The 25,264-nt window shown below is 42.6% G+C and carries 30 protein-coding genes, 2 tRNA genes and 3 pseudogenes; 11 read left to right on the top strand and 24 right to left on the bottom strand.

Annotated elements, in window-relative coordinates:
• Positions 1–18 precede the first annotated feature (18 nt).
• The 19 genes and pseudogenes from VV089_RS15410 to VV089_RS15505 form a co-directional block, all read right to left on the bottom strand.
• Positions 19–1,056 carry a DUF4179 domain-containing protein gene (locus VV089_RS15410; protein WP_172543203.1) on the bottom strand — a complete coding sequence of 346 codons (1,038 nt, stop codon included), beginning with the start codon at positions 1,054–1,056 and terminating at the stop codon, positions 19–21.
• Between the two features lie 45 nt (positions 1,057–1,101).
• Entirely contained in the window at positions 1,102–1,656 is a 555-nt protein-coding gene (locus VV089_RS15415; protein ID WP_172543202.1) for an RNA polymerase sigma factor, read from the bottom strand.
• Between the two features lie 194 nt (positions 1,657–1,850).
• Complete coding sequence (locus tag VV089_RS15420; RefSeq protein ID WP_334336506.1) at positions 1,851–2,336, bottom strand: very short patch repair endonuclease; 486 nt, start codon at positions 2,334–2,336, stop codon at positions 1,851–1,853.
• A 1-nt stretch (position 2,337) separates the two neighbouring features.
• Entirely contained in the window at positions 2,338–3,306 is a 969-nt protein-coding gene (locus VV089_RS15425; RefSeq protein ID WP_172543200.1) for a DNA cytosine methyltransferase, read from the bottom strand.
• Positions 3,294–4,757, bottom strand: coding sequence for a protein NO VEIN domain-containing protein (locus VV089_RS15430; RefSeq protein WP_172543199.1), 1,464 nt, complete (start codon positions 4,755–4,757; stop codon positions 3,294–3,296). The genes VV089_RS15425 and VV089_RS15430 overlap by 13 nt, the downstream gene beginning before the upstream one ends.
• The gene (locus VV089_RS15435) at positions 4,757–5,812 is read right to left on the bottom strand and encodes a DNA cytosine methyltransferase (RefSeq protein ID WP_172543198.1); all 1,056 of its coding nucleotides are present in this window, start codon (positions 5,810–5,812) and stop codon (positions 4,757–4,759) included. Before VV089_RS15435 ends, VV089_RS15430 begins: the two co-directional genes overlap by 1 nt.
• A 512-nt stretch (positions 5,813–6,324) precedes the next feature.
• Positions 6,325–7,020 carry a helix-turn-helix domain-containing protein gene (locus VV089_RS15445; protein ID WP_334336507.1) on the bottom strand — a complete coding sequence of 232 codons (696 nt, stop codon included), beginning with the start codon at positions 7,018–7,020 and terminating at the stop codon, positions 6,325–6,327.
• Positions 7,021–7,426: 406 nt separating this feature from the next.
• Positions 7,427–7,597: pseudogene (locus VV089_RS15450) on the bottom strand (radical SAM protein); the annotation flags it as partial.
• A 158-nt stretch (positions 7,598–7,755) separates the two neighbouring features.
• A pseudogene (locus VV089_RS15455) lies at positions 7,756–7,959 on the bottom strand (TnpV protein); the annotation flags it as partial.
• Between the two features lie 163 nt (positions 7,960–8,122).
• Positions 8,123–10,336, bottom strand: coding sequence for an ABC transporter permease (locus tag VV089_RS15460; RefSeq protein ID WP_334336508.1), 2,214 nt, complete (start codon positions 10,334–10,336; stop codon positions 8,123–8,125).
• Between the two features lie 6 nt (positions 10,337–10,342).
• Positions 10,343–11,023, bottom strand: a complete 681-nt coding sequence (locus VV089_RS15465) for an ABC transporter ATP-binding protein (protein ID WP_172543194.1) — start codon at positions 11,021–11,023, stop codon at positions 10,343–10,345.
• Positions 11,024–11,178: 155 nt separating this feature from the next.
• Positions 11,179–12,396 (bottom strand): sensor histidine kinase, encoded by a 1,218-nt coding sequence (locus VV089_RS15470; protein ID WP_172543193.1) that lies wholly within the window; start codon positions 12,394–12,396, stop codon positions 11,179–11,181.
• The gene (locus VV089_RS15475) at positions 12,393–13,064 is read right to left on the bottom strand and encodes a response regulator transcription factor (RefSeq protein WP_172543192.1); all 672 of its coding nucleotides are present in this window, start codon (positions 13,062–13,064) and stop codon (positions 12,393–12,395) included. The genes VV089_RS15470 and VV089_RS15475 overlap by 4 nt, the downstream gene beginning before the upstream one ends.
• 403 nt (positions 13,065–13,467) lie before the next feature.
• Entirely contained in the window at positions 13,468–13,959 is a 492-nt protein-coding gene (locus VV089_RS15480) for an ATP-binding protein (RefSeq protein WP_334336509.1), read from the bottom strand.
• A gap of 49 nt (positions 13,960–14,008) precedes the next feature.
• Positions 14,009–14,091 (bottom strand) — tRNA-Tyr (locus tag VV089_RS15485).
• Positions 14,054–14,203, bottom strand: coding sequence for a hypothetical protein (locus tag VV089_RS15490; protein WP_172543335.1), 150 nt, complete (start codon positions 14,201–14,203; stop codon positions 14,054–14,056). The genes VV089_RS15485 and VV089_RS15490 overlap by 38 nt, the downstream gene beginning before the upstream one ends.
• Before the next feature lie 44 nt (positions 14,204–14,247).
• Positions 14,248–14,320 (bottom strand) — tRNA-Lys (locus tag VV089_RS15495).
• 366 nt (positions 14,321–14,686) lie between these two features.
• The gene (locus VV089_RS15500) at positions 14,687–14,914 is read right to left on the bottom strand and encodes a DUF5348 domain-containing protein (RefSeq protein ID WP_172543336.1); all 228 of its coding nucleotides are present in this window, start codon (positions 14,912–14,914) and stop codon (positions 14,687–14,689) included.
• A 27-nt stretch (positions 14,915–14,941) separates the two neighbouring features.
• Complete coding sequence (locus VV089_RS15505) at positions 14,942–15,277, bottom strand: hypothetical protein (protein WP_172543317.1); 336 nt, start codon at positions 15,275–15,277, stop codon at positions 14,942–14,944.
• Positions 15,278–15,756: 479 nt separating this feature from the next.
• Here VV089_RS15505 and VV089_RS15510 point away from each other — a divergent pair, with 479 nt between their 5' ends.
• Positions 15,757–16,014 carry a hypothetical protein gene (locus tag VV089_RS15510; RefSeq protein ID WP_334336511.1) on the top strand — a complete coding sequence of 86 codons (258 nt, stop codon included), beginning with the start codon at positions 15,757–15,759 and terminating at the stop codon, positions 16,012–16,014.
• A gap of 220 nt (positions 16,015–16,234) precedes the next feature.
• Here the strand turns inward: VV089_RS15510 and VV089_RS15515 are convergent, their stop codons facing one another.
• From VV089_RS15515 to VV089_RS15525, 3 genes are all read right to left on the bottom strand, one after another.
• Positions 16,235–16,525: a hypothetical protein gene (locus VV089_RS15515; RefSeq protein ID WP_172544157.1), complete on the bottom strand. Its 291-nt coding sequence runs from the start codon at positions 16,523–16,525 to the stop codon at positions 16,235–16,237.
• A 522-nt stretch (positions 16,526–17,047) separates the two neighbouring features.
• Entirely contained in the window at positions 17,048–17,260 is a 213-nt protein-coding gene (locus VV089_RS15520) for a hypothetical protein (protein ID WP_334336512.1), read from the bottom strand.
• Between the two features lie 81 nt (positions 17,261–17,341).
• Positions 17,342–17,935, bottom strand: coding sequence for an aldo/keto reductase (locus tag VV089_RS15525; protein WP_334336513.1), 594 nt, complete (start codon positions 17,933–17,935; stop codon positions 17,342–17,344).
• Between the two features lie 602 nt (positions 17,936–18,537).
• On the opposite strand from VV089_RS15525, the gene VV089_RS15530 reads away from it, so the two are divergent.
• Positions 18,538–18,849: a TetR/AcrR family transcriptional regulator gene (locus VV089_RS15530; RefSeq protein ID WP_334336514.1), complete on the top strand. Its 312-nt coding sequence runs from the start codon at positions 18,538–18,540 to the stop codon at positions 18,847–18,849.
• A gap of 433 nt (positions 18,850–19,282) precedes the next feature.
• On the opposite strand, the gene VV089_RS15535 is transcribed toward VV089_RS15530, so the two are convergent.
• On the bottom strand, positions 19,283–19,540 hold the full coding sequence (locus tag VV089_RS15535; RefSeq protein ID WP_172544153.1) for a hypothetical protein: 258 nt from the start codon (positions 19,538–19,540) through the stop codon (positions 19,283–19,285).
• Positions 19,541–19,716: 176 nt separating this feature from the next.
• Between VV089_RS15535 and VV089_RS15540 the strand changes: the two genes are divergently transcribed.
• The 7 genes from VV089_RS15540 (at position 19,717) to VV089_RS15570 (ending at position 23,286) form a co-directional block, all read left to right on the top strand.
• Complete coding sequence (locus tag VV089_RS15540; RefSeq protein WP_334336515.1) at positions 19,717–20,136, top strand: MerR family transcriptional regulator; 420 nt, start codon at positions 19,717–19,719, stop codon at positions 20,134–20,136.
• Between the two features lie 26 nt (positions 20,137–20,162).
• Complete coding sequence (gene dmpI, locus VV089_RS15545) at positions 20,163–20,381, top strand: 4-oxalocrotonate tautomerase DmpI (RefSeq protein WP_172544151.1); 219 nt, start codon at positions 20,163–20,165, stop codon at positions 20,379–20,381.
• A gap of 30 nt (positions 20,382–20,411) precedes the next feature.
• The gene (locus VV089_RS15550; protein ID WP_172544150.1) at positions 20,412–21,185 is read left to right on the top strand and encodes an SDR family NAD(P)-dependent oxidoreductase; all 774 of its coding nucleotides are present in this window, start codon (positions 20,412–20,414) and stop codon (positions 21,183–21,185) included.
• 253 nt (positions 21,186–21,438) lie between these two features.
• Positions 21,439–22,002, top strand: a complete 564-nt coding sequence (locus tag VV089_RS15555; protein ID WP_334336516.1) for a hypothetical protein — start codon at positions 21,439–21,441, stop codon at positions 22,000–22,002.
• On the top strand, positions 21,968–22,531 hold the full coding sequence (locus VV089_RS15560; RefSeq protein WP_334336517.1) for a tyrosine-type recombinase/integrase: 564 nt from the start codon (positions 21,968–21,970) through the stop codon (positions 22,529–22,531). The genes VV089_RS15555 and VV089_RS15560 overlap by 35 nt, the downstream gene beginning before the upstream one ends.
• Positions 22,532–22,685: 154 nt before the next feature.
• Entirely contained in the window at positions 22,686–22,811 is a 126-nt protein-coding gene (locus tag VV089_RS15565) for a hypothetical protein (protein ID WP_334336518.1), read from the top strand.
• Complete coding sequence (locus VV089_RS15570) at positions 22,798–23,286, top strand: tyrosine-type recombinase/integrase (protein WP_334336519.1); 489 nt, start codon at positions 22,798–22,800, stop codon at positions 23,284–23,286. Before VV089_RS15565 ends, VV089_RS15570 begins: the two co-directional genes overlap by 14 nt.
• 86 nt (positions 23,287–23,372) lie before the next feature.
• On the opposite strand, the pseudogene VV089_RS15575 reads toward VV089_RS15570, so the two are convergent.
• Positions 23,373–23,564: pseudogene (locus VV089_RS15575) on the bottom strand (hypothetical protein); the annotation flags it as partial.
• 497 nt (positions 23,565–24,061) lie between these two features.
• On the opposite strand from VV089_RS15575, the gene VV089_RS15580 reads away from it, so the two are divergent.
• Positions 24,062–24,823: a Fic family protein gene (locus VV089_RS15580; protein ID WP_334336520.1), complete on the top strand. Its 762-nt coding sequence runs from the start codon at positions 24,062–24,064 to the stop codon at positions 24,821–24,823.
• A gap of 192 nt (positions 24,824–25,015) precedes the next feature.
• Positions 25,016–25,261, top strand: coding sequence for a SymE family type I addiction module toxin (locus VV089_RS15585; RefSeq protein ID WP_334336521.1), 246 nt, complete (start codon positions 25,016–25,018; stop codon positions 25,259–25,261).
• Positions 25,262–25,264: the final 3 nt, after the last annotated feature.

The following is a 25,264-nucleotide window of genomic DNA, read 5'->3' on the forward strand; positions in this document are numbered from 1 at the left end:
CATTCTCCGCTTTCTATTTCATTCATTTATTCTAGAAGATGGATTGGCATATGTCAATGGAAATGTCACCTGCCAGCTGCCTTTTACAGAGCCGGCGCTGCATGTCCAGAATTCACCCCATATTTCATAGTTATTTAAGTCATCAACAGGGATGTCAAACACATACTCCTCATAACTGTCCGCCTCATTGTCATCCCAAAAAGCAGCGCTGTACTGGCAATAGATAATCTCTCCATCTTTATTTTTCAGATAAATATTACCATGATTATCTGTCTTAAGAATATCCGTATAGCGAACCTGTACATGCAGCTTATTATCCACAATTCCATATCCGGTTAAGGCAGCGCCTTTTTCCAGGACAATTGCTTCCTCCCGGGGTTCCATAAGCTGCGCATGTTCTTCATCAAAAGCATCCAGTTCCATTCCGCCGCAGCCTCTGATATTGGGATCTTCCTTCAAATCGTTTATTACTGGCAGATTCTTTAGATCTATACTTTCAAGCTGAAAATTACTATGTTTCCTGCCATTCAAGATCTCTCCTGCTGAAAAAGTAATCTTGTCTCCGGGAATCAACTCTTGATTTGCCTGTTCAATCTCCAGCATAAAGGTTGCTGTTGCAGTTTCATCCTCATATCCAACAAGAAAACAGCCGCCGGTCTGATCATACGGCGTATGAATACTATAGCTGTCAAATAAATCAGCCGTTTCATCTATGCGGTTCCCTTTTAAATCCTGCATGGACACTAATATCACTGCCTTATTCCCCTCGATATCCGCTGCTATCACTTCCATTTTAATTCCATTATCTTCGCATGAAATACGGACTGGTTTTAATTTTTGAGCGGCAGAGGGCGAAATGTGATACAACAGCTCATATGCAATTTTATTGTCTGCCGCTGCCAAAACCGGCACGGCAGTGCCGCAGCAGATGCAGATACATGCTGCTGCCGCCCATTTTTTCCACCGAAGCGGCTTTCGCACTTTATAAGAATCAGCCTCTTCCAGATAAGCCGGGCGGATTCCTGATATTCCATGATACAAATCTTCTTTTCTCATACTTTACCCCATTTCCTATGTCCTGTCCGGTGTCTCGTCTGGCTGCTATTCAGACAGGATACCAGTTAAACATGCCTTCAAACTTTTTCTTAATTTCAGCATCTTTTGTGCCATTTGATTTTCCGTGCAGCCTGTCATTTTGGCCAATTTCTTTACTGCATCGCCATAATAATACCGTTTGACAAAGAGTACTCTGTCCTCTTTCGAAAGCTCTCCCAGCCAGTCATTGATGAATTCGGACAATTGCTGATTGGCAAAACTTTCTTCCATATCAAAATCGGATGGAATGCATTCTTCCAGCTCCTCAAAGATCAGCTCGATTCCTCTATATCGCTTTTTTGCGTGATTTGCCCTATATTGGCTGACTGCTCTGTCTCTGACGAGTTTTCCGAGAAATGCTTTTAAGGACGCTGGAATAACCGGAGGAATCTTGTTCCACGATAAGTTCCACGTATCGTTCACGCATTCTTCTGCATCTTCCCAAATCGTAAGAATGTTCCTGGCAATGTGAAAACAATAGGCGCCATACTTACGCTGTGCTTCCTCTAATGCTTTTTCATTGCGCTGAAGATACAATTTCACAATCTGTTCATCTTCCACTTGAAATCTCCTTTCCCTAAAATTCAGATCCCTTCACCTATATAGCCGCAAAGCAGGAAAAAATATTGGGGCAATTTTATCTTTATTTTTTTAATGTGCCGGCGAAAGAGAAAAGGCCCTGCCAAATTGGGGTTGTTCCATTTGGACGAGCCTTTTTACTTACAGTTTTTAGTTAGACAAAAACGAATAATCTTCTATTTCTCTTTGATGCCTTCATCCATATTCAAGTTTATTTCTTCTAAATCTGCCGCTTCATCCATTTTACTGTCAAAGACAGCTTCCTCAACAACGTTTACACATTCATCGAGATTTTTCTGAATATCTTTTCCCCAAAATCTAATTACCGTCCACCCTCTGAATAAAAGCTGCTTGTTCACTTCATCATCACGTCTTCTGTTATTGGAAATTTTCTTGATCCAATAATCACTATTTGTTCCCTTCTCAATTCTAGGCTTTAAAACTTCCCAATCCTTTCCATGAAAAAATTCACTATCGCAAAAAATAGCAATCTTATATTTTGTCAAAACAATATCCGGCTTTCCCGGCAGATTCTTATCGTTTTTCCGATAACGATATCCTTTATGCCACAATGCCTTTCTCAATCTCAACTCTATACCAGTATCTTTTGCCCGGATACGCTGCATATTTTTTCTGCGCTGCTCTTTTGTCAGATTATCCATATTAATCCTTTTTCAACTCTTTGCCTACTGCTTTTGCTACATGCCAAAACATTACCGGCGGAATTGCATTTCCTAATGCTCTGTACTGTGCAGACTCGCTTCCCACCAGCTCAAAATCATCTGGGAAAGATTGAATCCTTGCAACCTCCCTCGGTGTAAAGCGTCTGTATCTTCCGCCTTCCATAAGCACTGGATCTGTACTGTTTAAAGATACCTTCGCCAAATGAGCCCCCACCGTATTACATGGTTTATTGATATCCTGCGCTCTCCCTTTATTCATGCTTTCACGCTTTTTCATCATTCCTGCAACGGCCTTTTCACTGAAAAAATATTTTTCATCTACGCGCTTTTCAATAACGGACTTTAAGGGAATATACTTGGTTTCATCTTCTATTTCTGCTTTAGGAAATGAAAATTTTATCTTCAAATCCTTTCTGAATCCTACAATAATAACACGTTCTCTTTTCTGGGGAACGCCATACCCTGCGGAATTCAAGATCTCATATTGCACATCATAGCCGCTTTCCTCAAACTCTCTTAATATTAAAGGAAACGCGCTTCTTTTATTTGCCGTCAGTATTCCCTTTACATTTTCTGCAACAAAACATTTCGGCTGCCGTTCCTTTAAAATCCTGCACATCTCAAAGAAAAGCTTTCCTTTCTCGTCTTTCACTCCCAAACGTTTTGGATTCTGCGCTACAATCGAAAAAGATTGACACGGAAAGCCGCCTGTCAAAATATCAAACTCTGGTATTTCTTCCGTTTTAACTTCTCTAATATCACGATTGTCCGGCGTAATTCCAAAATTCTCCCTAAAAATATTGCATGCATTATCATCTATATCGTTGGCGTAAACGATCTCCATATCATTGGAGTTATAATGTTTTCCTAAAAAATCAAATCCTCCTACCAGACCAACATCGGTTCCTCCGCAGCCGCAAAATAATGATGCAACTTTTAATTTTTCCATGTCAGCAACTCCTCAAATTCTCCTACTTCCTTCGGATCGAATGTTATATCTGCGCCATCAGAAGGTATCATATTGATCTTATCTTTTTTATAAAGCCCGACTGGATCCTGCAGTAAAAACAATTTCCGTTCATTCTTGCTTAACATCAACCGGTATACATAATATCTGTCATGTGTGCTGCTGGCCGTATTCCACTCATTCTTTGTCAGATGGATTCGATTAAAATGCAATGGTTTTGAACTAATCGTTGTCTTTACTTCTATATACCGTTTCCGTTCATCCAATTCCACGGAACTAATATCGTATCCGACTGCAAACTGCGTAGGTATTCGTTTGATTAAATGCAGCAAATCTTCACGTCCGCCCAGCTTAATCCGCATACATTCGTGCCCGTGAACTAAGTTTTCTCCAATATCGCCAATGTCTTTTGTTGTAAACGTATCGAAACATGCAAAAATACGTTTTTCTAATATATCATCTCTTTGTGCAAGCTCCTCCAGGCTGCTGGTTTCTACGTTTGTTGTATTCTTCTTCAACTGTTTTAATTCTTCTTCATCGCTTGCTATGTATGCCAGAATATCCGTAGAGAAGTCTGTATCCTGCATATCTCTGTTTACATAAGAAAACCAGCTGTTCACGCACGACTTGACAGCCTCCATACTTCCGCTTTTCTGGCTAATCATTGTATCATAACCGCTAAACCATTCATTGGATTCGCAAAACTTTACTATGGATTCCTCCTCCAGGGTATTTAAATAATAGGTTCTGCTATCATAGGTTTTCAAAAGATTCGCAATTTCCATATAATCAATTATATCGCCTGCATATCTTATCACATCGCCTGCCTGATCGTATGCTAATTCTTCTTTTCTGTTCTGAGAAATTCTTTCCCAGGTTTTCTCCACACCTTCGCAATCTCTCGTAACCCGTAAATCATTGAATAAACAGTGGCATACTTCAAACTTAGTAATTCCGACAGAATTGCCGCCGGCACGATTCGCATATCTCAATAGCCTTAAAATATATTGTGCCGGTTTAAAATGAATTCCTTCTCCAATTTGTTCCAAAACCCTATTCGGCTTTATATGTGCCCCCGGATACTGAAAATTATAAAGAAATGTTTTAAAACACTCTACTAAATCCCCGCTCCTGGCCAGCTCTGCCGCTCTTCTCCCGGGTTTATCAGTTGTCTTTGTATGTTCTATAAAACCAAACAGTGCCGATATCTCAGTTCTCCAGTTATTGATTGTTTTCAGTTCCCGGTGCGCATTTCCCGGATACCGGAATAATGCTGCATTTACTTCTTCCACGAACTTTTCTGTCTCTTTTTCACCGACACGGGTTATTTCTTCCGCAACATAAATCAACACATTTTCTATATCGCCTTTAAATCTAGGCCGGACATGATGCAGTCTAAAATAATACTCCTCTGGAATTTTATACTCTTCCACTATTTTTCATCTCCCAATACTTTTTTTAACTGTTCTGCAATGCTCTGTGCCATAAGCGGCGGAACCGCATTGCCTACTTGTCTAAACTGCTGTGTCTTATTCCCTAAGAAAATGAAATTGTCTGGAAAGGACTGCAGTCTCGCGCATTCCCTCACTGTAGGTACGCGATTATATTTATAGTGAAAATGATGTCTATGCCCTGTGTCAATTGTCGGCGCCGGCTTATCACTTGCAAATCTTGTCCATGCAACATGGAAGTTTCTGCTGTTTATATATTCGGCCGGTAAGCTTTTATAATTTCCGCCATCAGGAACGAGAGAAATTATTTTTTTCACTCGTTCCGAATGATTTGCCGCAATATGGTTTCTAACTACTTTGGAATTTTTACGCATCATTTTCTGATATTCATTCTGCGGCTGTGTCAGATATTCTAAATTCTCATCTCCAAGTTCGTCTTCTAAGGCCGGCAGGTCTGACAATGCCATACTGCAGCTCACTTTATCTTTATTGGGCTCTGGATATAGGAATTCTCCGCTTCTTGTTCCCACAAAAACTACCCTCTTTCTGCTTTGAGGAACTCCATAATCAGCGGCACATAAGATTCTATATTGAATCTGATACCCCATCTCTGTGAACTTTTCTAAAATGCTGTCTTTAATCTGTCCGCCGAACAACCCCACAAGCCCTGGTACATTTTCTATCACAAATGCTTTCGGCTGTATTTCCTGCACCAAGCGGATGTATGACAAATATAATTTATTTCTTGGATCATCAAACCTTCTTGGGCCCGAAAGGGACATTCCCTGGCACGGCGGCCCGCCAATAATTACATCAATGGTCTGATCGCCAATCAATGGTTTAATATCTTCTTCATAAGTTATTTGTGTAATATCTCCACAAATTGATTTTGCGCCATTGTGATTCAGTTCAAATGTTTCCAATGCTTTTGAATCATTATCTATCCCCAATAATATATGAAACCCTGCTTCCTCAAATCCATAAGACAGTCCCCCGCAGCCGCAGAATAAATCTATTGCATTTAACTTATTTCCCATTTTGTTACCTCGCCTTCTTCATTCATTATATTCTACGGAAGGAACAAAAACAAGGATATTCTATCGAATATTTGTTCTTTTTTGATGAGATAATACTGTATTCTTATCTCATAGGAGCAGAATAGAAATCAGCCAGCAATTTCTGTCTTGCTTCCTCACAAACTTTAGGAGCTGATAAGAATGCGAACCATAAGCCAAGCGGATGGACCGAATCCGGCTATCGCCTATATGATGATGAAGCCTTGCAAAAGCTACAGCAAATCCTGTTTTTTAAGGAATTGGGAAACAATCTGATATACTGCCATTTTAGAGCCGACAGCATAAAACAATCCCGGGAACGCACATTATCAGCATTTCCGGGATTTTATCTGTTGCTCGAATTCGGTATGTCCTCTCCTTTGCTATTATTAACTATATTTATTTAAGTTTTCCTGCAACACACGCCGCTTTTTACATCAATTATTTCGGCTTGCCCTAATGCGTAACATTCTGCCTCAGCCCCATTTCCTTTATCACTTGTTTTGCACTATTTTTTCTCTTCTTTTATGATTGATACAAGCCAGTATTCTCAATACCCCAAAACCAACTACGGCAATTCCCACAAAAAATATAAGTGCGCTATGAACCGCTTGAGACGCTGCTGCGCCTAATCTGATATAGCAAATAACCAATGCTGCCGCAAATACTCCGGCACATATCACAGCTATCAACGCATCTGTAAATGGCGTACTTTTGAACCTGGAACCAGTCTCCCAAACTCCATTATAGGTCATCACTCCAATATAAGCTGCTCCACCAACAAGTAAAACAGCAGTTTCTCCTGCCACAATCGCCAATTCTCCCACCATGAGAAGCTGAATGATGATCACAGCCGCACAAATAGCAAAGGTTAGACCAAATGCAATATTTCCTGCTTTTGTTACCCTCTCTTTTTCCAATTTGTTATAGTCTGCCACTTTAGATAAGGTTTCTTTCAATTCTTTATCCATATTCTCGCTTTTCCTTTCTCCGTCCAAAATTTCTTTCACTTCTACATTGTAGAACTCCGCCATTTTGATAAGGATACTTAAATCTGGCATATTAGTTCCTGTTTCCCACCGAGAGATCGTTCTTCCCGATACAAGAAGAATTTCTGCAAGCTGTTCTTGTGTTAATCCTCGTTCTTTACGAAGCACCTTTAAAAATTCTCCTATCTTTTTCGTATCCATTCTTTTCCCCTCCTTTCACTTGCACATTACCATAAATGTCAACAGCAAAACACGACACAAAGCGAGAAATGCCCTATTTCGCCATTAGACACGATTGTCTAATTAAATTTTCTTGTATTGCAAGGTCATTTTACCAGATACCCGCTCAATGATCCATGTAATTTTAAAAACAGCCCTTTGCCTGTCAGTGGGCTGCCCAATTGTATTTTCTCCTTGCAGTCTGTTTGTAGTGAAAAGATAGGCGCTTTATGGCTTATAAGCTAGATAGGTTACAGTCTGTATCGCCTTTCCGCATTATGTCACATTACCTGCATATGAATTGTGCATTTGCAGACAGCACTGCGCTGTCAATGGGATAAATGTCGGAAAAATAATTTGCTGCTTGTGTCTCCCTCAATTCGCTGTCCGACACTGTACCTATCATACGCTTTTTTCGCTTATGAATTAGAGTATATTCCAACAAGTCAATCGCATTTTCCTTGACTTCAATATCCTCAAAAGCGTATTCCATGTAATAGCATTTGCTTCTGTAGTCACAATAAATGCACCCGTGTGAGCAGCCATGATATAAATTCATTCCATTTTTAGCAGATAATATCCCTTTCTGCTTAAAGCAGGGATAATAAGTAACGCTTTTCTTTACTGTATTCCCTATATCTCTAATACTTTTCAAAGCAAGGTAGAGAGCAAGGTGTTAAATCCCTGCCCTCCAATTTTAATGCTTTATGCGTATATGATTTCCCTAAGGTAAGCGTTGAGTCTGTCGCTTGTGAGAAAATTGGTGTATGTAACCTTGCGGTACTGCTTCAGATAATCCAGATGCCGCTGTCCCCATGTTCCTATCGGTTGCTCTTCTTCGGTGGGTAATCTCAAATCTGGGATAAGATACCCATCTTCTTCGTGATATGTGCCGCCTAACTGTTCAAATATTGACTTCATATGCAAAAATTGCTTTTCTGTATGATTTGGTTTCTGCGAGGTATCTGCAAGCTATGTATCAGCAGGCTGTATGAATATACTATCTTTAAATTAAGTAATCCCCTTGCCTTTCGTATTTTCCGTCCATTTCCTCAAATAACGATTTTGTCAATTTCATCGCATTTTACATCATTGTATCATCCCGCAAAACCTCAGCTAAGTCGATTTTACGTATATTACGCCAACCAAGATAATACGCAAATGCCACACTCCCCCAGATAGCCAGCATAAAAATCATAATCGGAATGAGCGGCGCTTCGGCAAGAAATGTCCCCACTTCAACATAGCTTAGCTTCAGCATATACCCCACTGTAATAACCGCAAACGGAAGGGTGATTAAAATCGGACGCCCTGCAATGGTAAGCGCCTCCACGCAGAACATTTTTTTGATTTCACCCTGTGTCATTCCAACAGACATATACCTTGCAAATTCCCTTTTTCTCTGACGGACAAAGCCCAGCGTATTGGAAAACACATTTCCAATGCCAATCACCGCAAGCAGGACACAGAAACCGCCAAAGATTGTCATCATTCCCTGTATCTGTTTATCGTTCACTTCTGCTTCCTGAATACGGTTTTCACTTTCTGTCTTATAGTTCCCCGCAATCAGGCTGTCTACCTGCCCCTGCAAAGCATCCAATTCCCCTGATGTCACATTTTCCCTGCCAAGCATACAGATATAGGAATCCTCCTCGCTGCCTCCAATCTGCCCCTTGATCTCTTTCCACAAAGATGTGGGAATAAAATGCACCAGTTCATAATAATCAAGCGTTGCGTACTCCTCTCTTAAAACAGGCACCTTCTCCGTATAGGACAAAACCGGGATCTCTGCCGTCATTTCTTCCTTGCCGGACTGTCTTAAAATACTTACTGCATTTTCCCCTTTCACATAGGGCATATATCGTGGATGCCTGAAATCCGGATTTGTAACATCACGTATCTGATTCCATATGACTGCCCCATTAAGCTGCGGTGCGATGCCAATCTGTTCACAGTACGCTAAAAAACTCGCATCATCCAGTATGACAATGGGAACATTTACAAGCCATCCCCCATCCGTCTTCCTCACATATTTATCCCTGGCTACAGCAAAACCGCCGAAGGACTTCATATCTTCGCTTATTTCATCCTCTGCAATGATTCTTTTTGCCATTGCTTTCTGATATACAATGGCACTTCTTATTCCGGAAATCGCCCGTAATTTTTGTGCCTCACTAAAAGAATCCACATCCGTGTCCTTTACTGTAACCATAATGTCCCAAACACTCTGATAACGTTCAAAATAAGTTTCCCTTGTACTGATTCCTGAAAGTGCAAAAAAGGACTGCATAATGGTAAAGGCAAGAAAAGAGAATATCAGACTAAGCGATGCTGTCCGTAAGGCTCTTTTCTGTGCTTTCAATGCTCCACCTGCCAATTCTCCTTCCAATCCAAAAAGACAGGTAAGCAGCGGAGATTTTTTCTTACGCTTTAATTGTAATTCGCCTGTATTTTTAATCGCTTCAAGCGGCGTCAGTCTGCTTAATTTTCTGGCTGGCATCCATGCGGAAATCCATATGGTCGCCACCGTCAAAAGAAGTGCCGCGACTAAGACTAACGGATGATAGCCAAAGACTGATTCATGCCTGCCCGACACATCACTCCCCAGTAAATCATTCGCCATATGTATCAGTCCCATACTGATTAGAATGCCGAGCAGATTCCCAATTAAGATCGGCAGAATACATAATGCAGCCGCTTCCTGCAAAAGACATGAGCGTATCTGTTTGGGCGTGGCTCCAATGCTGGAAAAAATACCAAACTGATGGATTCTGGCATTCATAGACACTGCAAAAGAATTATGTATTACTATAATCAATGAAAAAGAGGCAACTCCGACTATCAGAATAAACATCGGAAAAACCAGTCTCGGCGCAGTGTCCTGCGAATCACGTATCATATACATCGCCAGAAGTTCATAGTTATAAATAACCTTTTCTGCTGAAACTCCCAAAGTTTCAGCAATCCGTAACGTATTGTCAAGGACAGACCCCATGCTGTCAAAATAAATATCTATCACGGTTTCCGGAATCTGCGCTCCCTTTTCATTTACAACTACATCTTTTACATGAGCAAAATTCTTTATAGATTCAATATCTTCCTGGGTAAATTCCCCGACAATTCTGCTCTGCCAGCCGCCTTCTTCCAGTTCAATTCTTTCAATTTCGTACTTCCATGCGTTATAAAATAACCCTAGGAGCAGTGATAACAGCAGAGCTGATATAAATGCCGCTATCATAACAGACATGCCAGATGAACGGTTATTTTTAATATAGCTTGATGAATAATCTTTCCACATAGCTCATTACCTCCGCTTCTCATCGCTTATAATATGCCCGTCCTCTATGGTTATGATACGGTCTGCTTCTAAAGCCACCTTCTCATCATGGGTAATCAGCACAATCGTCTGTTCCAGATTACGATTCGATAATTTCAGCATATCAATAATTTCTTTGGAATTTTTCTGATCCAGATTTCCAGTCGGCTCATCCGCCAAAAGCAGAGCCGGGCGGTAAATCAATGAACGCGCTATGGCAACCCTTTGCTGCTGCCCGCCTGATAACTGGTTTGGCAGAGCTTCAAGCCGTTCATCAATTCCAAGCGAACGGACGATCTTTTCAAAATACTCTTTATTTGGTTTCTTCTTATCAAGGGCAAGCGGCATAAGAATGTTTTTTTGCACGGTAAGTGTCGGAATCAGATTATAGAACTGATACACCAAACCCACTTTTCTTCTGCGGAAAATCGCTGCCTGTGTCTGATTCAGTTTTGACAAATCCGTTCCGTCTATTGTAACTTTTCCGCTTGTAGGTTTATCCACGCTTCCCAGAATATGTAACAATGTGGATTTACCCGAACCGGACGCTCCGATAACCGCCACAAATTCTCCCTTGCCTACCGTCAGATCAATTCCATCCAGTGCAGTCACCTGATTATTGCCGGAGCCATACATTTTGCAGACTCCCTCGCATGTTAAGATATTCATTTTTGTCTCCTCCTTTGGATGTTTTGAATTTCTACGCTTGCAGCAAAGCTGCCCGTCAGCTTGTAAACTTTGTTCCTGCAGGCAAACTGTTTACAAGCTATATTGTACCAAATGAAAGTTACAACTTAGTAACTGCTGCAGAATTGATATTAAATTTATTGTTTATATAACCGGATTTCAAAACATGCACCGCCATTCGGCAGATTTTTAGCCCTTATTGTCCCATTTTGATGTTCTATAATCTCTTTTGACAATGCTAAGCCTATCCCAATGCCGCTTCCACGGATATTACCGCCCGCATCTGCATTCTTTCCGCGATAAAACCGTTTAAAAAGATGCGGAATATCTTCTTTGGCAAATCCGTCCCCCTCATCCCAGATCAGTATTTCTGTATATAGCGGATTCTGCCCATAAGAACAATGGACTATTCCGCCCACATTATGCTCCATACAGTTTTTCATTACATTTATAACTGCTTCCATAGTCCAGTTTAAATCGACTGTCACTGCCATCTCCCCTGATTCCGGAATATCAATGAAAGTGCCGGAATCTGCAAATAATTCCTGCAAATTGTCTGCCGCAAGGACAAGCAAGGTAAAAACATCCACATCTTCTTTTTGAAACATCAATGTACCTGCATCAAGACGAGATAAAACAAGCAGGGATTCTTCTAAATGAATCAGTCTGTTTAACTGTTTCTTTATCTGCTCCATCCTGTCTTTTTCATATTCTTTTCTCACCGGCATTTCAGATAATGTCTGCAGTGATAAAGAAATGGCGGTAATCGGAGTTTTGATCTGATGTGCAATATTGGATAGATTCTCGGCAAAATTATTTTTGGCCTGTACCGCCGCATCCTTTGTCTGATAAAGAAATGTCACAGTCTTATATATTTCATCTTCCAGCTTGGAAAAAAGATCTTCTCCGGAAACAGAGAGGACGACCGCTTTTCCCATATTAACCTGCTCCAGATAATCTGACAGCTCCTCTATTCGTTTCGCTTCTGTTTTGTTACGGAATGCATAAGTAACTGCAAAGAGAACGATTCCTGCTAAAAACCCCGTTATTGCGAATATACTATCATACGTAACAGATGAATCAGAAAAATCAGATATGCGGTACCCTAAAACGGACAATACATCCCTCATTTCCACGCCATCAGCATTTCCACCCGTATATTCTTTCAATGCAGCAGAAACGATATGCTTCATTTCCGGCTCTTGTTCCAGCACTTCGCCGCAGATCACATTTACCAAATCAAATTGAAGCCTGCTGTAATGACAGGAAAGCAGCATTGCCGTAACAGCAGAAGAAATCAGGCTGACAGCTGCCACAAATCCAAAGAGAATCACTAAATTTTTTCGCCCGCTCATATGGTATCCTCCATGCGGTATCCCACACTTCTAATTGTTTTCAAACAGGACGGTTGATGCAGCTTGTCCCGCAGCCGTTTCATAGTAACTGTCAATGTATGATCATTCACGTAGTTTCCATTTACATCCCATACCTGTTCTAAGATTTTTTCCCTGGTAACAGTCTTTCCTTTATTCTGCAAGAGGTACAAAAGCAGCTCATACTCTGATACGCTTAAATCTATTTCTTCCGTGCCACAAACAACTGTCCTGCGGTTTAAATCTATCTTGATCCCATCACAGGATAAGTACTGCGCCGCCACATTGCCCGTTCTTCTAAGTACCGCCTGAATCCTTGAATACAATACGCTTAATTCAAAAGGCTTTACTACATAATCATCCGCACCATTTTGAAAACATGAAACAATATCCTGGGAATCATCCCGGACCGTAAGGAAAATAATCGGCAGTTCTTTCCATCTGCTGCGTATCCATTGACAAAGACTATCCCCACGTCCATCCGGCATATTCCAATCCAGCAAAATAATCGTTGGCACATGAATTTCCAAAGCTCGTCTGACCTCTGAAATTGTATGATATATTACTACCTTAAAGTTTTTCTGTTCCAAATATTTTTTTACAACACCTGCAATATGAGCGTCATCCTCAGCATAAAATAATTCGACCATTTTCAATAAACCACCTATTTTTTTTATTATTATACCAGAAAAATGTTACAACTTAGTTACTCACTCCCCATACAATAAAAGCTCTTTTACACAGTACGAAACCGGCTCACACAAGCCAAAAGCGGATTTGACGGCTGTATCGGGCGAAGGTTCCCTCTAAGGAATTGAGCGATGCGTTGGTTGAACAGTTCAAGTGTAGAACGTCACACTGTAGCAAATTCAAACGTCAAATTCAATCCCATCTTTTTTACCCGATTCCATCACATTATCCCTGTGTTTTCCGCTGTTTCATCAGATTATTTCTAAAAGTTGTTCATGCAATTATGTCTCTTCCATTGTCTGCATAGGGAGAAAAGCTTCCTTTGTTAAGCTATTCATCATCTGTCAGACTTTTTCTTCCCCATTAAAAACATGTAAATGTTGGATTTGTGTACCTTTTTGGCACAATTCCCAGTGTCTGCTTCGGACAGATGGAAAACCCGGCAAAGCCGTAGCTGACGGCGATACGCCGGCGCAGCGCCTCGTTGGGCTGTCGCATCATGAGGCTGGTCAGCACGGGCTGTCCCAGAAGAATCAGGGAAAAACAGTTTTTGGAATCCATGCAGAAGTTGCACAGCATTTTCAGATCCCTTAAAATATCACTGTTTAGATACTGGGCTTCATCCAGGCAGACCATGCAATGGACATTCTTGTTCGTGGACATGGAATAGAAATACTCCTGGACGCGCTGAAACATAACCGTCTTTTTTTGGGAAGCCTCAAGTCCCAGCTTGACACAAAGCTGCCGATAGAATTCGGCGGCGGAATGGACGGAGGTATTATGCTTCCTAAATATCCCACCTTTTGTTAAAAGCGTTTGCGGAAGGATTTGAACCTTCGGTGCGTTGCCACACACCTTCCTTAAGGGGCGGCACCATAAACCTCTCGGACACGCAAACGGAAAGTGGATGGGGCAGGACTCGAACCTGCGTTGTTTCTGTGTGACGGATTTACAGTCCGCTGCCCTCGCCGCTAGGCATACCCATCCGTGAGGTGACCAGAATATCATCCATGCGCACCTGCAGGGCAGCTCCCTGCTTCCGCAGCCTTCCTATGTTCTGTCCTTTCCTTACCATATCTATAACCGGCAGATACACCATGATCCTCACCTCCTGTTATTTGAAATAAATATCCAGGCGGTATATGCCCCATATGGGACTTGAACCCATGACTCCTCGATTAAAAGTCGAGTGCTCTCCCAACTGAGCTAATGAAGCATAAAAAATACCGCCTACCTCATTTAAGATAAGCGGTACATGAAAACTATGATCTATTTCTGGCAGCCTCCATAAGACCTGCCCTCACATCACACAGTTTTTCGCCTTTTTCTTACCTTGCATGAGCGTATCTTAACCAGACTCTGTTCTTTTTCTTTACTGAACAGTGCCTCATAATGTTCGCTATGCAGATAATAAACAACTGAAGCTGTTGCGAAGCCATTCGCAGCGAAATTAACTGTTGCCATGATCGTTTCCTTTCCGGACTTATCTGTCCCTTTTGTTTTTACTGTAACCACTATATCACCGATCAGTCTGTTTGTCATTATACCAGTAATATAATTTCACAAATAAATCGGCTTCTATCTATTCCACCTTTACCTCCAGCCCGTCCAGCGTAAGCCCCGGTAATCCCACCAGATACCATTTGTCATCCATGCCCATCTCCATGCGGGCAGGAACCCAGACATCATTGAGCCTGAACTCAAAGACCCCTCCGCAATGGATGCCTCCGTAATCACGCCTGTCCCCATCCCCGTCGGTATAAAAGAAATCAATTATATTCCCTGCCCTGCTTTCACTGCGGCTTTCTATTCCCGGTAAAAACGTACAATCCCTGTCTTATTCAAAGCCACCATGAGCACAGGGATAAACACCATCTGGAGAATGATCCCGGGAACTGCATTCAAAAATGCACCCGCCATAAGCATTGCTGCCGTAACAAGTATCTACGATAAGATGGCTGCCGGTTTCTATCGAATAGTGCTGCAGATAGTTTTCTTCCATTGGTATCCACACGTCTTCAAACGCAGAAAAATGATTTCCTTCCCGAATCTGCAGACGCCTTTTCTGTTCTTCCCAGCTGCATGTCAGAAAGATTGTCAGGTCATATTCCGCCGCCAGTATTGGATGGCGTGAATAACTTCCTTCTACCACTGTCAGTTTTCTAAACAGCATCCATACTGTAGTCCAGCAAATTAAAGTTCTTATCTCCCGCACAAAAACGTCAAATTAAAATCTCAGGTTTCAAATACTGTCTATAAGAGCGTGCTGCAGGAAGCGGCACGTTTTCCTCTTGACCATCCCTTGCTGTTCCGATATAGTTTTTATGGAACAAAAAAGAGAAAGAACAGCACCTCCTACAGTTCGTTCTTTCTCTCACATACCAGTGTGCCTGCCATATACGGGATCGTGTCCCACTCGTGAGGCTCCGGCACCACCGACATATACTATGATAAGAGAAAATTCCCTGTTTTGCAAGCTGATTCGTATAAAAAATTCATCAAAAGCCCTATTCGGCTCCTTCATGGCCGGATTCCGCCCTAAGCTGCAGACCTGCCCATGCCATCCTCCCGGACTTCATCATCCCCTACTCAGGCTACGGCCTGTTCTTCCTCCTCCGCGTCCTGGCGGAGTATTTCCTGCACCTTTCCACTGTGGAGAAGCTATGCGAACGCTTCTCCGTCACCCTTTCCCAGCTGCGCCGGTGGCTGCAGCTCTTCCGGGTACAGAAGGAGGAATGGCTCGGTGTACTCTCCTCCATGGAGGCTTCCGGCCTTTCCTTCCTGAAAGCCCTGCTCGTGCAGACGGCCTATTCGGATTTCGCCTCCGCCTTTGTCCGCCGTTTTACAAAGTCCTTCCTCCAGTCCCATAAGAACCCGGCGCCTTACTGCCAGCAGGTGTTCGGCCCCTGATCCTTTTCCCACCGGCCACACGCCACGGGTATGGCTTCCCTCCCTTCTCTCCTGATAGCTTCTCGGAATCTTCAGCCCTTATTTCATAGGGCTTTCAGAACCTATTTTTCAAAAATCACCCACTTTTTTCTCAAAAACACTTGACAAACCAGTCAAAAAATGCGGCGCTTCGCGCCCTTGATCAAAAAGTACACTTTTTGATTGGAGGCGATTTTTGATGTTACCTTGTAACCCTGGCGGTCATGCCGCCTTTCAGGATACTTTCGTATCCCAGTTCCTTAAATTTTACCCGGATCCCTTTGCGCTTCCCAAAAGCACCTGGGATTATATCGTGCAGTTCTGGTTTCTTGATCTTTCCAAGACGGATTCTGTCATGCAGGAATGTTACTCTGTTTTTGGCCCGGAACCACGGCTCCCTTCCTGCATGCTGCGATTCTTCCAGCACTGCTTCAAAACTTCTTCCCCTGCTGGAACGCTGGCAGTTAAAGCCTGAGAATCCCTTTTTCCTCATTTTCCGGCTTTACCAGCAGCAGTTCCTGGACCAGTCCGTCCACAGGGGGCTGGTTAATCCCCGGCACCTGGCTCTTGCCGGTGACGGCACCCCTGTCCACCGGCAAAATATGGAAGAACCGTACACATCTTTACCGATGACAATCCAAGGTTATTTAACATACCGCCAAGGGACTCTAAAGCATGGGAAAAAGAATATGATAGAAGAACTTCTGTGGAGCGCTCCAACAAGCGGGAGAAAGAGGACTATAAATTAGAAGACGGCAGGCACCGCTCGACTAAGATGTGGTACTGCCGCCTCTACGGCATCTTGATGCTACAACATCTTGATGCCTGGGAAATGCCCTCTGCTGAGGCATTTCAAGAATCATTATTAGGATTCACCGCCTAATAATGATATCTTAAGCGATTCCATAAGATTTTTCAAGGCATAGTACCCGCTATGTCCAATGTTTATGTCCATTTTTCTCAAATTTCTTTTCCTGCACGATATTCAGTTGTCAATTTTCAGTTGGTATCTCATTTATTGAGATTCCGAGAAGTTATTAATGAGATAGGAGATGCCCATATCCCTTAAATACGCCAGGTATTCTTTCCGGGCAGCCTTTGTGACCACCTCCACGATCTGCATGGGAACACCGTTCATCGCACTTGTCGGAGCTTCCCAGGTGCATCTGCCTTCCCTGTCATAAACCAGACAGTAATGCCCCTGCTTTTTCGCTTTTTTCCGCCTCATGGAAATCTCCGTCTATCTTTCCGTCCAGCGAGACCGCCATGTGGCAGATCACATATGCCCTGTCCATCTTGTCCTGCCTCCTTAATCCTCCGGCGCCCAGGCTGTAAACTGCGCCTCCTGCTGCTCAAGCGGCGTTGTAAAGAACCGCACATTTTTATCGACCGCCCTGATCCGCTCCATTTCCTCTCCTGTCAGTTCAAAATCAAAGATATCAAAATTATCCCTGATATGCTGCGGATTGGTGGATTTCGGAAAAATGACCGTGCCTTCCTGGATATGCCAGCGCAGGATGACCTGAACATTGGTTTTCCCATATTTCTGCGCCAGTTCTGTAAAGACCGGCTCGCCGATCAGATCCGCATCGCCATGTCCGATGGGATACCATGCTTCGATGACTGTCCCATAAGGCGCCAGCCTCTTTTTTAATTCGTTCTGCTGGAAATAAGGATGGCATTCCACCTGGAGCACAGCGGGCTTGATGACCGCTGCCTCACAGACCTCCTCCAGACGCCCCGATTCAAAATTGCTGAGTCCGATACTTTTTACTTTTCCCTGGGCAACTGCTTTTTCGCAGTCCTTCCATGCGCCCATATAATCGCCCACCTGCTGGTGCAGCAAAAGCAGGTCCAGATATTCAAGCCCCAGTTTTTTTAGGGATACCTCAAAGGCTTTCATTGCTTTGTCATAGACCCGGTTATCATTCCAGAGCTTCGTGTTGCACCGTATCTATGCTGCGGTATCCTGCCTTGATTGCCATTTTCACACATTTTGCTGTATGCAAGGGAGAAATCTGCCATACACCGAAACCCAGTCCGGGAATTTTTACTCCATTATAAAGCGTAAGTGTGTCGAATATTTTCCATATACATCATATCCTCCTGAAATTTTAGTTTATTTCCTCTTTATCCAAAACATCTGAAAACCTACCGGTCTTCCGCAAAATCAGGATTGCAGCCAACCTTATGTCTATTATAATCCGGAAAAAGCGCCCGACTCCACACCAAACAAAATGATTCTGTGGTTTACGCCCCACAAGTGGCAAAAATGCGGCATAACTTATAGCCCGATTTCTTATTCCGTTTGTTTATGTCCTGCAAATTTTATAATACACTCATGTTGATTTTTATACCTGCCCGTATTATGATACAAGTGAGTATTTATCCTTGCGGTAATAAGCCAAAATTCCGCAGACTTTTGTTTTTATCGTTGGGAATAAAATTCCAAAACATATCAAGCAGTTTTTTTCTATACAATATCGTTTTTAAGGAGAGATGTATATGGCAGAAAATAAAAAAGAAGACCTGTGGGTTCAGCGGACTAAAGAATTTATCCGCAAAACCTTTGAAGAAATGATCTGTGAAATGGATTATGAACAGATTTCTGTCAAAGAATTGACGCAGCGCGCCAAGATCAATCGAAAAACATTTTATTTACATTACAACACGTTGGATGACCTTCTTCTGGAGATCCAGAATGAACTGGCGCAGAATTTTATCAGGCGCACCCAGGGACTGGAACGCCCCTGCGACATATTGGCGACTGTCGCAAGGGTCAAATACCACAGCATCCTTTGGACGCATTGTGCCTGATGCATTCAATATTGATGCCCCGTAGCCTGTTGCAAGGTATTTGACTTGTGCAGCGGCGCTGTGAGGGCATAACATTTATTCAATCATCCGCCTTCTCTGCCCACTTCAATCCTTTACTCTCTTTCAAAACCCCCATATGATACATTACCTGAATGCAGTCTACATATCCCTGAATGTATGCCCGTAATTCTTATGCGGAAGCAAAGTCCTCCTGACATTCTTTTATTTCCTCCAGCTTCTCTTTCTGTTCCGTTGGAAAGCCATGTGTCTCCTTTACAATCAGTTTTATTTCATACCATCAATCCACTGCTTATCCCTGATATTTTTCTACACTTCATCTTTAGAAGGGAATGTATTTATAAAAATTTACCGGAACGGAACCTCCAAAAACATCATTGGTTCCAAGATCAGACAGCTCCGGCAAGAAAGAGGATTATCCCAAGCCGCGCTCCCTGAGCGTACCGAGGATGTCATTCAAAAAAGTCCTTGTCATATCCTCCACAATACGGACGACATCTTCAACAAAATCTGTCTTCTCTCCCCGGATCATAAGGTAATCCAGCGTAAAGTCCCCGATGTCTACCGTGATAACCTTGTTAAATTCCGCTATTCTCTGATAGACAGTCAGGGCATAGCAGCGCCCATTATACTGAAGGTATTCCCCCAGTGCGGGTCTGCAGGCCCCCTCCACAAAGCCGGAAATAAATATCTCAAACTTCCCACACCGTTTTGGTGCGTTGAACCTTGCTACGAAAAATCAATACTTTAACCCATAAAAAAGGCACAAACCGCCTGCATATGATATAATTTTCTTGTTGACTTGAAGCGTACTTCATAGTTTATGATTAAGAAGAAAGGCGGATTAATATGTATTCAGCAAAGGAAACAGCCAAAATGACAGGATTATCAACAGCAACTTTGAGATATTATGAAAAGGAAAAATTACTGCCCCAAATAGCTAGAAACAGCCAAAAATACAGGCAATATACAGATGAGGACATTGAATGGATTAAAATGGTACAATGTATGCGTATGGCAAATATCCCCATTCATTCCATTAAAGAATATGTTGCACTGTTATTACTAGGCGGGGAAACCCTTGAACAGCGTTTTACTATGGTACAAAATCACATGGAGGATATTAAAAAGCAAATGACTAATTTACAGAATGCATTTGAATTGACACAAAAAAAGTTGTCATTCTATAAAAAACTTTTAGAGGATTCTTCCTTTAAAAATATGTCCTATAGCGAAGAATGGAAGTTATTTAATCATGGAGAAAATTAACGAGAAAAAATAGGAGGAAATGGAAAATGCCTTATATCACAGTAGAAAGCGGTGTTTTGTCCAATACGCAAAAGGAGGAACTGATTAAACGATTAACAGAAATATCATCTGACATTATGAAAATACCACAAGAATTTTTTGTAACAACCATAAAGGAAGTGCCTGACAAAAACTTTGGCATTGGCGGAAAAACCATTGACAAGGTAAAGGCAGAGTATATGCAGATACATAATAAGCAATTATAGGATAATTTGAAACACGGGCAGGGAAAAGGAATGGAAAATGTTTTAATTACAGGGACAACAAGCGGGATTGGAAAAGCATTTGCCGAAAAATTTGCAAGCATGGGAAATAATATCATACTTGTATCACAAGATAGACAAAAACTGGAGCAACAGCAATTATATTTACAAAATCAGTATCATGTAACTGTAAATTTTATTGCATATGACCTGTCAAAAGAAAATGCCGTAGATTTAATTATGGAGCAAATATGTAACTGGAATATACCTGTTGATTTCCTTATTAACAATGCGGGCTTCAATGAGTGTGGCTTATTTAGCAAAACAGATATTAGCAAGGAAATAAAAATGATCGACTTGCACATACGTTTTGTTACGCAACTTACAAAACGTATTTTGACAATTATGGAAAAGAATAATTACGGGCACATATTGAATATCGGTTCAACAGGTTCTTTCATTCCCTCTCCATCTGACGCAGTTTATTCCGCCACAAAAGCATATATTATGTCTTTTTCAAATGCCCTTTACGGAGAATATAGACATACAGGAATAAAAATCACTTTGCTTTGTCCCGGAGCAACGAAAACCGAATTCGCACGAAAAGCCAATATAGAACAAACCTTACTTTTTAAAGTTGCCGTTATGAAACCCGAACAAGTTGTTAAAATAGCTTATCCTAAAATAGTAAGAGGAAAACGCTTAATCATTCCGGGACTGTATAACAAATTTCTCATTTTCTGCTCAAAGATAATGCCTCTTAACATTACAAACAAGCTGACAATGATTATGATGAACAATTATTGAGAAGAAGGTGATGACATATTGGAAAAATTTTAGTGCTGACACTTAATGAACAAGAAGAAAAAGTAACAAACAAAATTATATCGGCTATTGCTGATTATATACAGCTTGAACCTATTATAGAAAGCAAGTGATTATGGAAAGTAAATTCTCTGACCGCTTGTCACTGTAGCCTTCCAGGCAATAGAACTTTACATAAAAACCGATATTCCTCATGGAGCGCTATGCGCTACTTTTAGAGAGGAGATGGTTTGTTATGTTAAGACAGATCAAAGTTGCTGACCTGTGCAAAGAGCTGGAGTCCAAGCTAAGGAATCTTCACTATTCGGAGGATTCCATGCGCAGGTACAGCAAAGTATTCCGCGAATTCACGGAATATGCAGGCGACTGTGACTATTCGCAGTCAAAGGGGACGGACTTCCTTGTATGGAAGTTCCAGCAGCTTGGCGGATTCGTTACATCTGGAGAACACTCCAAAAACGAAATGTATTATTTCAGGGCTATACGCTCGCTTGCAGAATACTATAACTTCGGGATCCTTTTCAGGCTGCACGACTTCCATGGGGAGATTGTCTGGCCTGAGCCATTCAAGGATGCCACACTCGAGTTTCTCCGTTATGAAGTCGAGTATGGATGTTCCCATTACCCGTATGACCGGTGCCGCTTTGTCATAAAGGATTTCATACTTTATCTTGACTCGGCTGGAGTGCATGACCTGGATGGCGTCAGCCCGGGCCTTGTCTTGCGTTTTACAGAGACCACGGTCGGCCTGGCCCCTGTCACGATTGCTGAGCGCCTTTCCGCAGTGGGTCAGGGCTAAGCTTCCCACGGTATGGAGCGAGGAACAGATTGAAAGCATCATCCATGCAGTTGACACAACTACGGCGACAGGGAAAAGGGATTATGCCATCGTCCTTATGGGGGCCAGGCTTGGGCTGCGGATTGGGGATATGCTCAACCTCACCATGAATGACATCGACTGGGAAAACAAGCTCATATCCATCATACAGGGGAAAACAAAGGAACCATTGACGCTCCCCCTTCCCGATGATGTCGGCTGGGCGCTTATCAACTACCTTAAAAACGGCAGGCCGGAGACGGACTGCCCCAACATCTTTGTGGTGCACAATGCGCCATATAAAGGGAGCCCTTTCAAGAGCACCCTCAGGCACAACATAAGCAAGATACTCAAGCGTGCCGGCATCTCCGTTGACAGGTCCAGGCACTACGGATGGCATTCGCTGCGCCACTCGGACCCGCAGGTCGCAAAGCACTATCTCAGGGTAGACCTTGACGGGCTCGCCAAATGCGCACTGGAAGTGGAGGTGATGGATTATGTCAGGCAATAAAGGCTTCAATGGGCAGCTTGCCCCATATATGTCTGCCTTTCTCGCTGAAAAGCGGGCCCTTGGGGTTCAAGTACCATGAACAGGAGCGGATGCTGCATGTGCTTGACCAGATGAGCGATGGTTATGACTGCAGCGCAGGGCTACCCAAAGAACTGTGTGGGGCGTTTGTGCAAAGACAGCCAAACTGGCGGCAGGCGACACAGGATGGCACAGGGTGAATGCCGCCTATGCGGACATCATACCGGATATGGAGGTGAAGACAGCGTATGAAGACGACTGACTTTGCCCGGCTCCTCAGCAGCTTCCTCCTGGACGAGCTGTCCATGGAAAGGATAACTGGGTTCTTAAACTGGCTGGAAGCCGGATGTGGCAACGGCAGAAGCACCCACAACCAGCGCCTTACACTGCCTGACACCTCAACAAGGAAAGGGCGCAGGGACCAGATGCTGCTCACCCTTCTTTATGACAGTGGTGCACGTGTACAGGAACTTGCTGATCTCTGTGTTGGCAGCATACGGCTTGACGCGCCTGCCCAGGTGAAGCTGTTCGGAAAGGGAAGGAAAAGCCGCAGCGTCCTGCTGATGGACAAAACGGCATCTCTCCTGAAACAGTATCTGTCTGAACATGGGCTTGACAGCCCTGCCCACTATGAGCATCCTCTGTTCTTTAATTCACAGGGGAAAAAACTCACCCGCCAGGGTATTGCATATATACTCAAAAACAAGCATCAAGATGAAGAAAGCGGCGCTGGATAAAATGAAATCCGGCAAGGATGTAGTGCCTGATAAACCCAAAGCCGACTGGACGGAGGATAAATCGCTCCTTGATTGGCTTAATAGACTTAAGCAATAATTATGGAAAGAAAATCCTGGCAGATTCCGCTTATATATGGGAATCTGTCAGCGATACTTGCCATAATATTTTGCTTTCCATAATAGCGATAGGTGATGTCTATACTCTCATGCCTTACTCTGTCTGCTATGGCAAGTGCTGAAAAACCCATCTCAATCAACAAAGAAATGTGTGAATGCCGTTACGGTATAATAACGACAAACGGAAAAAGCCTTGATTTTCAAGGAGTCCACGCGTTTGCCGCCATTTATTCAATTTCTTTTCCAAGTTGAAATCTGACGAGAAAAATATCGAAAAAAGGAGGCTGTTTCATTAACGAACAAAATTTAATAGCGTCAGCGGTCCGGTGTATTGCCTGACCGCTGGTTGCCGTGGCGTTTCATCTTATCAGATGGACGCCTTTTTTCATGCAGATTCGGTGCGACAGTATGGAACGGCAGAGATTTTATCTCAGAGGATATAGTGACGGCATTACATATCTGAAAAAGACTGGCATGCTGTAAAATGAGCATTTGATGAAGGCAGTATGTAATCATTCTGTACTGCTTTTTATAAGTTTCTGCACATTGTTTCCTCATACCTGCATAATTTATTCCGTTTTATGTGCAGATAAAACAGATATTGCTTGATTTTCTGCATATAATATGTTGCAATAATATGCAGAAAGGATGGTGTGATATGAGGAAATTCGATTACTCTTTTTTAAACAACGGCTTACTGCCTGCAAATTTGGTGAATCTTACTTCAAATATTTCGGCATTGAAAACAATGGCGGGAGTGCGAAAAGAGGAATATACCCAAATTTTTTCGGAGTTAGAGGCAGTTGCAAAGGTACAGTCGATTAAGAGTTCTAATGCTATTGAGGGTATTGTTACAAGTGACGAGCGTATTGCCGCTATCGTCAATCAGAACAGCGCTCCGTTGAATCATAATGAAGCGGAAATTGCCGGATATAGAGATGCATTAAATGAAATTCATTTAGACTATGAGCGTATTGATTTTTGTGAGCGTGATATTTTGCATTTGCACGAAATGATGATGGCATTTGCAGGTTATGAATATGGCGGTCAATATAAAACAGACGATAATGTGATTTTGGAAATCGATACAGACGGAAACAGGCGTGTTCGTTTTCGTCCCACCCCTGCAAATGAAACGCCAAAGGCTATGGAACAGTTAGAGCTTGCCTATATGGAAGCACGTAGTGACGCCAATATAAACCAACTGCTATTGATTCCTTGCATTATTTTGGATTTTCTCTGCATACATCCATTCAGAGATGATGGTGTTATAATTGGGACAAGGTTAGAGAAACCCAGTAAAATCAACGGGTTTGCACTCCTTAGTCCTATTTTTTTATCCCATGCGGGGTGGAGAGAGGACGGCGCCGTACATATCAATACCTACTATACTGAAAGTCAGATGGGACTCTGTGCATAGCGGAGGTACTGGCTTTAGAGAAGTGTGAGGTTATAAAAGAAATAACAAAGATAGGACTTTGATTCACCCTGGCCGGGAAACCGGAAGGTGATTTGAGGTCCTTTTTCTTTTCGCAGGACGGTCAAGTTCTGTAAGGTATGGTCTGTGGGCAGGGAAGCTGTCTGTCTACTCAATTTCAGGAGGAAAAGTTTTATGGCAAAAAAGGATGTTAGAAAATATAAGGTATATGAGCAGAGCGGGCATAATTATAAGCCGACGCCTACAATCACATTAAAGGGGCTTTGGCTGGAAGAATTGGGCTTTGGGGCGGGGACGCTCCTGACGGTCCGGTGTGAGGAAGGGAAGCTGGTCATTGAACCGAGGGAGTCGGTGGATTACATTGATGTGTTTGAGGAACAGCAGTTAAGCATGGTGGCAGAGAGGAAAGTGAGGTTTTGATAT

The organism is Candidatus Merdisoma sp. JLR.KK011 (assembly GCF_036941125.1).
Taxonomy (GTDB): domain Bacteria; phylum Bacillota; class Clostridia; order Lachnospirales; family Lachnospiraceae; genus Laedolimicola.